Consider the following 9,590-nt stretch of genomic DNA (forward strand, 5'->3'; position numbering starts at 1 on the left):
CTCGCGAAAGCCAATCGCCCAACTACTTCAGAAACGCGACACTAGAGAGGCCCGGGAGAACTCCGCTTTCCTCTGCTGCGATGAGGTTCTGCCGAAGCGATTCTCGGTTCAGCGATTCATCGCCGAACAGGGCAATCGGAATGAGGTAGTTGTTGGCGTAGTTCCCGATGAAGTCGATGACGACGACGTATTCTTTGCCCGGGTTCTTACGGAGTCCCCGACCCAACTGCTGCACGAAGACGATGGCAGACTGAGTTTGCCGCAACATGATGACCTGGTTGACCGAAGGAATATCGACACCTTCATTGAAGATATCCACGGTCAAAAGATAGTCCAGCTCCCCATTCTCCAGCCGGGATACCTGCTCCTCACGGCTCTGAATCGAGTCGTCGCCGGTTAGTGACACCGTACGTAGCCGTTGCCCGCGGATGGTTCGCTGGTTCAACAATTCTGAGAGCCGTGTGGCCTCAGCCTTGCTGCTGCAAAAGATCAGGCCTCGGGGCGGGAGTCCGGCCTGTCCGTATAGTTTGATTGCCTCCACGACATGCTCCACCCGAGCATCGCTGGTGAGCCTTGCCAGCCGCGCGAAGTCGTCAGTTGCAGACTCATTCTCAAATTCAATGTCTGCGACGCCGTAATAGTGGAAGGGACTCAACATGTCCTCTTCCAACGCGTGGCTCAGCCGAATCTCGTACGGGACGTTGTAGTCGAACAGCTCGTAGATGTTCGCTCCGTCGGAACGTTCCGGTGTGGCAGTGATGCCCAGCAGGAATTTTGGCTCAAAGTAGTCAAGAATTCGTTGGTAACTTTCTGCGCCGGCGCGGTGAACCTCATCGATGAGCACATAATCGAACGCGTTGGGGGAGAACTGTTCGAGAACGCCAGGCTGGGCGAGCGTTTGAACGGTCGCAAAGAGATATTTGGCATCAAAGTTCTTACTGGTGCCCGTCAGCTTTCCGAAGGCTGCCGCATCAGCACCCAGGACTCGTTGAAACTCGACGAGCGCCTTGTCCAGGATCTGTTCCCGATGGACAACAAAGAGCATGCGATCAGGGTTGACTTGCCGCACATCTAGGGCCGAGAGGATCGTCTTCCCTGTCCCCGTTGCCGAGATGACTAGCGCCTTGTCCTTGCCCGTGACCCGTACGTCTTCGATAGCCACCAACGCCGCCTGTTGCATATCGTTCGGAACAATGACGTCGGGTAGCGGCTCAGGAGTTCCTAGCAGACCGGTGGAACGAGAGGCAGTACTCCTGCCCCCGGATCGACTATCCGGGCGCGGCGCTTTGTAGGTCCCGCTATATTGCTCGATCCACTCAGCGGTGAGCGCCTCCGATTCGTCGATCTCAGCGCGGAGTAGCTCGTCGATCTGACGGGCCAGATCGCTTTCGTAAGAGGCTGCTACCTTGAGGTTCCACTCATGATTCTTGACCAAGGCATTCTCGGTCAGATTTGAGCTACCAAGGACGGCGGTGACATTGTCCGGATGATGAAAGACATACCCCTTGGGATGAAAATCGCTCCGGTTGTGCAGGCGGATATCGATTGAGGCTTGAGATAGCTTGTTGGGAGCCGCAAGGTTGAGAAGCTCCGCGAAAGCACTGGGCGAGTTGAACCCCAGATAGTCGGAGGTGATGATCCGACCTGTGCCGGTGAACTCCGCCAGCTCTTGCTTGAGGAGCGCAATTGCGCGCGGCGAAACGAAGGCTACTGAAAAGGTGAAGGACTGACAGCGCTTGAGGTTCTGACGCAAGACACGGAGCATCGTGTTGCCCCCGTCGTTGAACACAATCTCAGGCCCATATTGCTTGGCAGCCGGAAGGCGTCGGTTAAGGTACCCAAACCGAACATCGGGTTCCAGCTCGGCCGGTGGGGAAGCCCAACCGAAGTCACCCGTTCGCGGCAAAGGCGCCTTGGACAAGATTCACCGCCGGAATGTCTGCCGGTGCCCAATCCAAGGACTCGAGTTCTCGCGGCTCGAGCCAGATGATGCTCGCATGCTCGGTGAGATGAGGTTCGCCAGAGACCAGCTCGCAGTAGAACGTGGTGAGATTGACGATGCCGAACTCATATTCGTGAGCGGTCGTGGTCACGTGGTCGCCGACGGTCACTTGGCACAGGAGCTCTTCCGTGATCTCGCGTTCCAACGCTTCCCGCGGAGTTTCATCGGATTCGATTTTTCCACCAGGGAATTCCCACATCCCACCCAGAGCGCCACCATGACCGCGCTGAGCGCAGAGGACTTTGCCGTCCTTGAGGATGACTGCCCCTACTACGTTAATCAGCTTTGCCACATCTACCTCGCTTCGTTGTTCTTCAGTCTATGGGGAGTGGCGCGACAGTATTTCTAAGCCCCTTCCACCACCACAGCAACCCGCTCTTCGCCAATCCGGGTCAGCACCAGTGTGGCTTTACCGCCACGACCCCCGCCAGCACCGCCCGAGCCACCAGCCGAACCACGCGAAGCCCCGGCCAGCAACTGCTTCCGTAGCTCCTCCGGCGTAACGGCGACGCCGCGTTTCTTGATCTCCAGCACGCTGACGCCATGCTCCCGTACCCAGCGGCGCAGGGTCTTCACCTGAAGTGGCAGGACCTCCAGAATCCGGTAGGTCCGGGCAAAGGGGGACGACAGCAACGCATCAGACCGAAGATACGCGATCCGTGGGTCCATCAACTGCGCACCCATCTGGCGCGCCAGATCGGCCACCAGCCCGGCCCGGATCACGGCGGCATCGGGCTCATACAAGTACCCGGACACCGGCCCCAGTGACGCATCCTGCTCGCTGGCCACAAAATCCACCGGGCTGGTGATTTCCACACACTTCAGCGACGCACCAGAAGACACCGCCACCCGGGCCGCGCGGCGCACGCCCTCCCGCGCCAGCGGCCCGTACCAGAGCGCCACCTCCACCAGATCGCCGTCCACCGAAGTCCACTGCGCCTCGCAACCAGGCGGCAGCGCATCGTGCGGAATGCCCGGCCCCAGCTTCACTCCCACTGCTGCACCACGATCGGCCAGCTGCACTGCAAAAGACAAGGGTGGCGAGAACGCTTCCGGATCAAAGATCCGCGTGGTCCCTGAGGTCCCAGTGTTCCGCCGTGCCGGGTCCAGCCAGTAGCCTTCGCCCTCAAACGGCGCACGTGCAGATGAGCCACCAAAGGACCGGTCGGCCCGCCAGCCAGCCATGGTCAGGAAGCCGGATGCTTCACCGCACACCGTGCGTGCCCCAGGAAAAGCCTGCAGATTGTGCCGTACACAGGCCTCGGTGACCTCGTCGCGTTCCACCGCGACGACATCGAGCCCGGCCTGGGCAAACGCCATCGAATCCGCGCCGATTCCGCAGCCCAGATCGGTGACCCGCCTGACCCCTGCCTCCACAAAGCGCGCAGCATGGAGCGCTGCCAGCGGCGAACGAGTCGCTTGCTCCAGCCCGGCCTGGGTGAACAACATCTCAGGAGCAGCAGCCCCGAACTTCGCGGCGCCGCGCTGGCGCAAACGTGACTGCGTCAGCGCCGCAGAGCCAACCTCCGCGGAGAAACCCTGAGCCCGCAGCGACTGCGCCAAGGCCAGGGAGTCCTGTTCGCGGTATCCACCCAGGGAATCCACACAGGCCAACGCAGCAGCGCCCTCGGCACTCAACGCACCAGCGGGATCCAGCAACGCCCCCACCGGATCAGAAACAACCGAATCAGCAGTCACGAAAGCTGGCCGAGGCTGTTGACCAGCTCTGCGCGTCCCTCATTCAGGTGGTATGCCATGCCGACAATCGCCGTGGAACCGTCGTCCACGGCATCGGCAATAATTCGGGAGGTCTCCACTAGGCGACCCACCGTCTGCTTCACATGCTCCACCATGAAATCGTCCACGTCCGTGCCGCCATCGCGCTTGGAGGCCAGCACCGAAGGCGTGATCCGCTCCACCAGATTGCGCAGCGAGCCCGCAGGCATGATGCCGGTGTCCACCGCGTCCCGGGTGGCCGTCACGGCACCACACTGGTCATGGCCCAGCACAATGATCAGCGGCACCTGCAGCAGCGCGATCGAATACTCAATGGAACCAATCACCGCCAGATCAATGACCTCGCCCGCCGTCCGGATCACAAAGGCATCGCCCAGACCCAGATCAAAGATGATCTCCGCCGCAAGCCGTGAATCCGAACAGCCAAAAATCACCGCAAAGGGATTCTGCGAATGCGCCAGCGACTGCCGCCGCCCAGCATCCTGGTTGGGGTGAATCGACTTGCCGCGAACAAAGCGTGCATTGCCTTCCTGGAGCTTCTGCCAGGCCTCAGCTGGCCTCACTTCTGTGCCTGTCCGGCCGCAGTCACGGCCTGAGCCAACGCATCCAGATCAGTGAAATCTGCGGAGCTCTTGCTTCCATTGGGTACTTCAGCGCGCAGTAACACAGTGGTGCCTTTCACCTCGGAACTCAGGGAACTGGAGGTGCCCGGCTTATCGCGGAGCACCCAGGGAACACCGGAAACGGTACGACTTCCGGTCACCGCGGCCTGGTCCGCATGGGCCGCGAGCCAGGTCGGGTTGGACTGAGAGGTCTGAGTGAGCATCAGAAAATTGCTGTTCGCACTGGTGTAGCCGATCTCCCAGTACGCCACGCCATCCGGCCCGGCAGGCGTCCACCGCGCGTAGTTGACGCTCCAACCCGCCGGCAGCGCCGGGGCCAGGGCGGTGAAGCCGGCCACATCCTTCACCTGAGCCGCAGCGGCGCTCGCGTCCACCTTGGGCAGCAGATTCTGCCCCTCGGGGTGCGCACTCATCAACACCATGGGCAGCGCGACAGCCAGGCTCACCAGCGTGGCCAGCAGCATCCCGATCAGGGTGGAATTGGCCCGTTTGGCCGCGGATGCGTTGATCTGCGGTTTCACTACGGGTGCGTCGCTCATAAGTCCATTCTCGCTCAGGTTCATGCTCAGCCGGAATCGCTGGCCCGTAAAGCACTGTGGTTTTCGCCACGATCCTCCCCGGAGCAGCGCCTGCGGCTTTATGCTGGAGGGGCCCAGCCACTGGGCGAACCAGCCGCTCGATGACGAGGATGCCACCGTGACGAATGCCCCTGATCAGGCCAGATTTTCCACCATTTCCAGTGATCTGCAGGTCGGTGAGGATGAGCCGGACCGCAACCTAGCCCTGGAACTGGTCCGCGTGACCGAGGCCGCCGCCATCGCCGGTGGACACTGGGTGGGCTTTGGCGACAAGAACACGGCCGATGGCGCCGCCGTGGATGCCATGCGATCTTTCCTGCAGAGCGTGCACTTCAACGGCGTCGTGGTAATCGGCGAGGGCGAAAAAGACGAAGCCCCGATGCTCTACAACGGCGAGCACGTGGGCGACGGCACAGGCCCGGAGTGCGATGTGGCCGTGGACCCGATCGACGGCACCCGGCTGACCGCCCTGGGCATCAACAACGCTCTGGCCGTGCTGGCCGTGGCTGAGCGCGGCTCGATGTTCGATCCTTCCGCCGTCTTCTACATGGAGAAGCTCGTCACCGGACCCGAGGCTGCGGATATGGTGGATCTGCGCCTGCCGGTCAAGCAGAACCTGCACCTCATCGCCAAAGCCAAGGGCGTCAAGGTCAACCAGCTCAACGTCATGGTCCTGGACCGGGACCGGCACAAGCCGCTGGTCGAGGAGATCCGCGCTGCTGGCGCCCGCACCAAATACATCCTGGACGGCGACGTCGCCGGGGCCATCGCCGCAGCGCGTTCCGGCACCGGAGTGGACGCGCTGATGGGCATCGGTGGCACCCCGGAAGGCATTGTGGCCGCCTGCGCCATCAAATCACTGGGCGGCGTGATCCAGGGCCGACTCTGGCCCACCAGCGATGAGGAAAAGCAGAAAGCGCTCGATGCCGGTCACGACCTTGACCGCGTGCTCTCCACCAACGATCTGGTCACCAGCGACAACTGCTACTTTGCCGCCACCGGTATCACCGACGGCGATCTGCTCCGCGGGGTGCGCTACACCAAGGATCGGGTCAAGACCCAGTCGATCGTGATGCGCTCCAAGTCCGGCACCGTCCGTTTTGTCGACGCTGAGCACCACGCCAGCAAATGGGAAGGCTACTCACGCCGGTAGGCTGGAGGGGTGACTACCCTGAACGCCCGCCTGTGCACTGACCCTTCCGCCTGGGATGCAGTGGTCAACGCGCAGAGCGGTCATCCCATGCAGCTCTGGGGCTGGGGCGAATCCAAGGCGCAGCACGGCTGGGCCGCCGAACGATATCTGGTGTCTGCCGAGGATTCTGACGCCGGGGTAGTGGGCTCCGGTCAGGTGCTCTACCGCAGGCTGCCCTTCCCCTTCCGCTCGCTGGCCTACATTCCACGCGGCAGCCAGGCGCTGCCTGGTACCAGTACTGCGGAGGTACTGAGCGCCATCGAACGCGAGGTCCGCAAGCGCAAGCCGGTGGTGCTGACCATCGAACCCGACTGGGATGAGACTGATCCGCGCACCGCTGAACTGGTCGGCTCCGGATGGCGCCCGGCCGCCACGCAGATTCTGATTCCGCGCACCCTGATCCTGGATCTGAGCCGTAGCGAGGACGAGCTGCTCGCGGCGATGACCAAGAAAACCCGGCAGTACATCCGCAAATCCGCGCGCGAGGACCTCACTTTCCGTCAGCTGGTGGCTGCCGAGATTCCGCAGGCGCTCGCGGTGTACCGGCTGACGGCGGAGCGCGCCCGGTTCGGTATCCACAGTGACACCTACTATCAGGACATCTTTACCAACCTGGGGGAGGGGTCCCCGGTGTTCGGCGCCTTCCAGGGCGAGGAACTGGTGGCCTTCCTCTGGCTGGCCGTCAGCGAGGCGACCGCCTTTGAACTGTACGGCGGAATGAACGATGCCGGCTCCGCGCTGCGTGCCAACTACGCCCTCAAGTGGACGGCCATCACAGCAATGAAGGAACGCGGCGTGGCCAGGTACGACTTCAACGGGCTGCTCAACGACGGCGTCTCCCAGTTCAAATTCGGCTTTGCCAGCCACGAGGATCTGCTGGCTGGCAGCTGGGACAAGCCGCTCTCCCTGCTCTACCCGGTCTTCGCCCAGGCGCTGCCGACGGCTCGGAAGGTGCTGCGCAAGGTCAAAGCTGCGCTGAAGGGGTAGCTGGTTTGTTGTGGCTCTCTGTTAGGTGCCGGGTTTAGTTCCGGTGAACGTGGTGGACACGCTGGCCGTGTAGGTGACGGGGTCCGCGACTCGCATGAGCCTGTCAGCAGATCCCGCCTCATCAAGCCTCCAGGCGGGACCTGCTGTCTGATCCCGCCTCACACGCCAACCAGCGGGACCTGGTGACCGCACCCGTGCCCGGCAGCAACAATTTATTAGCACTCGCTTGACCGAGTGCTAATTGAGTCAATAGAGTCGGAGTTAGCACTCTCACCCAGGGGGTGCTAATCCACTGGCTGGCTCCCATGCTGCACTTACCGGCACCGCGACGACGGTGGGCGCCCAGGGTCTGGCCCGGATGAAACCCATGAGTTTATGAGAAGGAGAGGTCCGAGTGTCGGTCTCTATTAAGCCTCTTGAGGATCGTATTGTCGTCCGCCAGCTCGAAGCTGAGCAGACCACCGCTTCCGGCCTGGTCATCCCGGACACCGCCAAGGAAAAGCCGCAGGAGGGCGAAGTTGTCGCCGTCGGCCCCGGCCGCGTTGATGACAACGGGAACCGCGTTCCGGTCGATGTCGCCGTGGGCGACGTCGTGCTCTACTCCAAGTACGGTGGCACCGAGGTCAAGACCGGCGGTGAAGAGCTGCTGGTTCTCTCGGCTCGCGACGTGCTGGCCATCGTCGTTAAGTAATCAGAAATATGCAGGAGCCCCGTATCCCGCTGAGCATGTGCTCGAGCGGGATGTCGGGGTTCTTGTCTGAAAGGACAAGACATGGCTAAGCAGATTGAATTTGACGACGCCGCCCGCAAGTCACTGGAGGCAGGTGTTGACCGTCTGGCCAACGCCGTCAAGGTGACTCTCGGCCCGCGTGGTCGCAACGTTGTCCTGGACAAAAAGTGGGGCGCACCCACGATCACCAACGATGGCGTCACGATTGCCCGTGAGATCGAGCTGGATGATCCCTTCGAGAACCTTGGCGCGCAGCTGGCCAAGGAAGTGGCGACCAAGACCAACGACGTGGCCGGTGACGGCACCACGACGGCAACCGTTCTGGCCCAGGCTCTGGTCAAGGAAGGGCTGCGCAATGTGGCGGCAGGTGCCGCTCCCAGCGCGCTCAAGCACGGCATCGAGGTCTCCGTGGAGGCCATTGCCGAGCGTCTGGCGGAGAACGCTCGCCCGGTTGAGGGTGGGCAGGTGGCCAACGTTGCCGCCATTTCCGCGCAGAGCGAGGAAATCGGCGCTCTCCTGGCCGAAGCTTTTGACAAGGTCGGCAAGGACGGCGTGATCACCATTGAGGAGTCGTCCTCCATGGTGACAGAGCTGGTGCTCACCGAAGGCATGCAGTTCGACAAGGGCTTCCTGTCCCCGCACTTCGTGACCGACCACGAGCGTCAGGAAGCAGTGCTGGAGGATGCCCTGATCCTGGTGAACCAGGGCAAGATCTCCTCGCTGCAGGACTTCCTGCCGGTGCTGGAGAAGGTTCTCAAGGCCTCCAAGCCGCTGTTCATCATCGCTGAGGACGTGGATGGCGAAGCGCTCTCCACCCTGATCGTGAACAAGCTCCGCGGCACGATCAACGTCGTGGCGGTCAAGGCCCCCGGCTTCGGAGATCGCCGTAAGGCGATGCTGCAGGACATTGCGATCCTGACCGGTGCCACCGTGATCTCCCCGGAGATCGGTCTCTCGCTGGACCAGGTGGACCTGGACATGCTGGGTACCGCTCGTCGGATCACCGCCACCAAGGACAACACCACCATCGTCGATGGCGGCGGAAGCGAAGAAGCGGTGGCGGACCGGGTGGCTCAGATCCGTGCCGAGCTCGATCGCACCGATTCCGACTGGGACAAAGAGAAGCTGCAGGAGCGCCTGGCCAAGCTGGCTGGCGGCATCGGCGTCATCAAGGTTGGCGCTGCCACCGAGGTGGAGCTGAAGGAGAAGAAGCACCGCATTGAGGATGCTGTCTCCTCCACCCGCGCCGCTCTCGAAGAGGGCATCGTGGCCGGTGGCGGTTCCGCTCTGGTGCAGGCCGCTCATGTCCTGGATGAAAGCCCTGCCGTTCTGGCGCTGGAAGGCGACGCGAAGACCGCTGTCTCCCTGGTCCGTCGTGCCGTGGCTCAGCCGCTGCGCTGGATCGCTGAGAACGCCGGTCAGGACGGCTACGTCGTGATCAGCAAGGTTGCCGAGCTGCCCGACGGCTTCGGCTACAACGCCGCGACCGACTCCTACGGCGATCTGATCGCCCAGGGCGTCATCGACCCGGTCAAGGTGACTCGTTCCGCACTGCGTAACGCCGCCTCGATCGCCGCTCTGGTCCTCACCACCGAAGCACTCGTGGTGGAGAAGCCGGAAGAGGACGAGGACGCTCACGCCGGGCATGGTCACTAGGCGTCACTGACCACCCGATCGAGAACCATCGATCAACACAGAATGGCCCCCGCGTTTAGCGGGGGCCATTCTGGGTTGATGCACG

9 protein-coding genes are annotated in these 9,590 nt (G+C 62.4%); 4 read left to right on the plus strand and 5 right to left on the minus strand.

What is annotated here, in order from left to right; genetic code table 11:
- Window positions 1-22 precede the first annotated feature (22 nt).
- From QQM37_RS13610 to QQM37_RS13630, 5 genes are all read right to left on the minus strand, one after another.
- A complete protein-coding gene (locus QQM37_RS13610) occupies window positions 23-1,753 on the minus strand; it encodes a DEAD/DEAH box helicase family protein (protein ID WP_285728159.1) in 1,731 nt (576 codons plus the stop codon).
- Between the two features lie 136 nt (window positions 1,754-1,889).
- Window positions 1,890-2,294 (minus strand): (deoxy)nucleoside triphosphate pyrophosphohydrolase, encoded by a 405-nt coding sequence (locus QQM37_RS13615; protein ID WP_285728160.1) that lies wholly within the window; start codon window positions 2,292-2,294, stop codon window positions 1,890-1,892.
- Between the two features lie 53 nt (window positions 2,295-2,347).
- Complete coding sequence (locus QQM37_RS13620; RefSeq protein WP_420030174.1) at window positions 2,348-3,700, minus strand: class I SAM-dependent methyltransferase; 1,353 nt, start codon at window positions 3,698-3,700, stop codon at window positions 2,348-2,350.
- On the minus strand, window positions 3,697-4,302 hold the full coding sequence (locus QQM37_RS13625) for a carbonic anhydrase (RefSeq protein ID WP_285728161.1): 606 nt from the start codon (window positions 4,300-4,302) through the stop codon (window positions 3,697-3,699). Before QQM37_RS13625 ends, QQM37_RS13620 begins: the two co-directional genes overlap by 4 nt.
- Window positions 4,299-4,901 (minus strand): DUF4245 domain-containing protein, encoded by a 603-nt coding sequence (locus tag QQM37_RS13630; RefSeq protein WP_285728162.1) that lies wholly within the window; start codon window positions 4,899-4,901, stop codon window positions 4,299-4,301. The genes QQM37_RS13625 and QQM37_RS13630 overlap by 4 nt, the downstream gene beginning before the upstream one ends.
- Before the next feature lie 157 nt (window positions 4,902-5,058).
- Here QQM37_RS13630 and glpX point away from each other — a divergent pair, with 157 nt between their 5' ends.
- The 4 genes from glpX (at window position 5,059) to groL (ending at window position 9,505) form a co-directional block, all read left to right on the plus strand.
- Window positions 5,059-6,093 (plus strand): class II fructose-bisphosphatase, encoded by a 1,035-nt coding sequence (gene glpX, locus QQM37_RS13635; protein ID WP_285728163.1) that lies wholly within the window; start codon window positions 5,059-5,061, stop codon window positions 6,091-6,093.
- Window positions 6,094-6,102: 9 nt separating this feature from the next.
- The gene (locus QQM37_RS13640) at window positions 6,103-7,119 is read left to right on the plus strand and encodes a lipid II:glycine glycyltransferase FemX (protein WP_285728164.1); all 1,017 of its coding nucleotides are present in this window, start codon (window positions 6,103-6,105) and stop codon (window positions 7,117-7,119) included.
- 394 nt (window positions 7,120-7,513) lie between these two features.
- Window positions 7,514-7,810 carry a co-chaperone GroES gene (groES, locus tag QQM37_RS13645; protein WP_285728165.1) on the plus strand — a complete coding sequence of 99 codons (297 nt, stop codon included), beginning with the start codon at window positions 7,514-7,516 and terminating at the stop codon, window positions 7,808-7,810.
- 81 nt (window positions 7,811-7,891) lie between these two features.
- On the plus strand, window positions 7,892-9,505 hold the full coding sequence (gene groL / locus QQM37_RS13650; protein WP_285728166.1) for a chaperonin GroEL: 1,614 nt from the start codon (window positions 7,892-7,894) through the stop codon (window positions 9,503-9,505).
- Window positions 9,506-9,590 lie beyond the last annotated feature (85 nt).

Origin of the sequence: Psychromicrobium xiongbiense, assembly GCF_030271165.1 — a bacterium.
GTDB lineage: Bacteria > Actinomycetota > Actinomycetes > Actinomycetales > Micrococcaceae > Renibacterium > Renibacterium xiongbiense.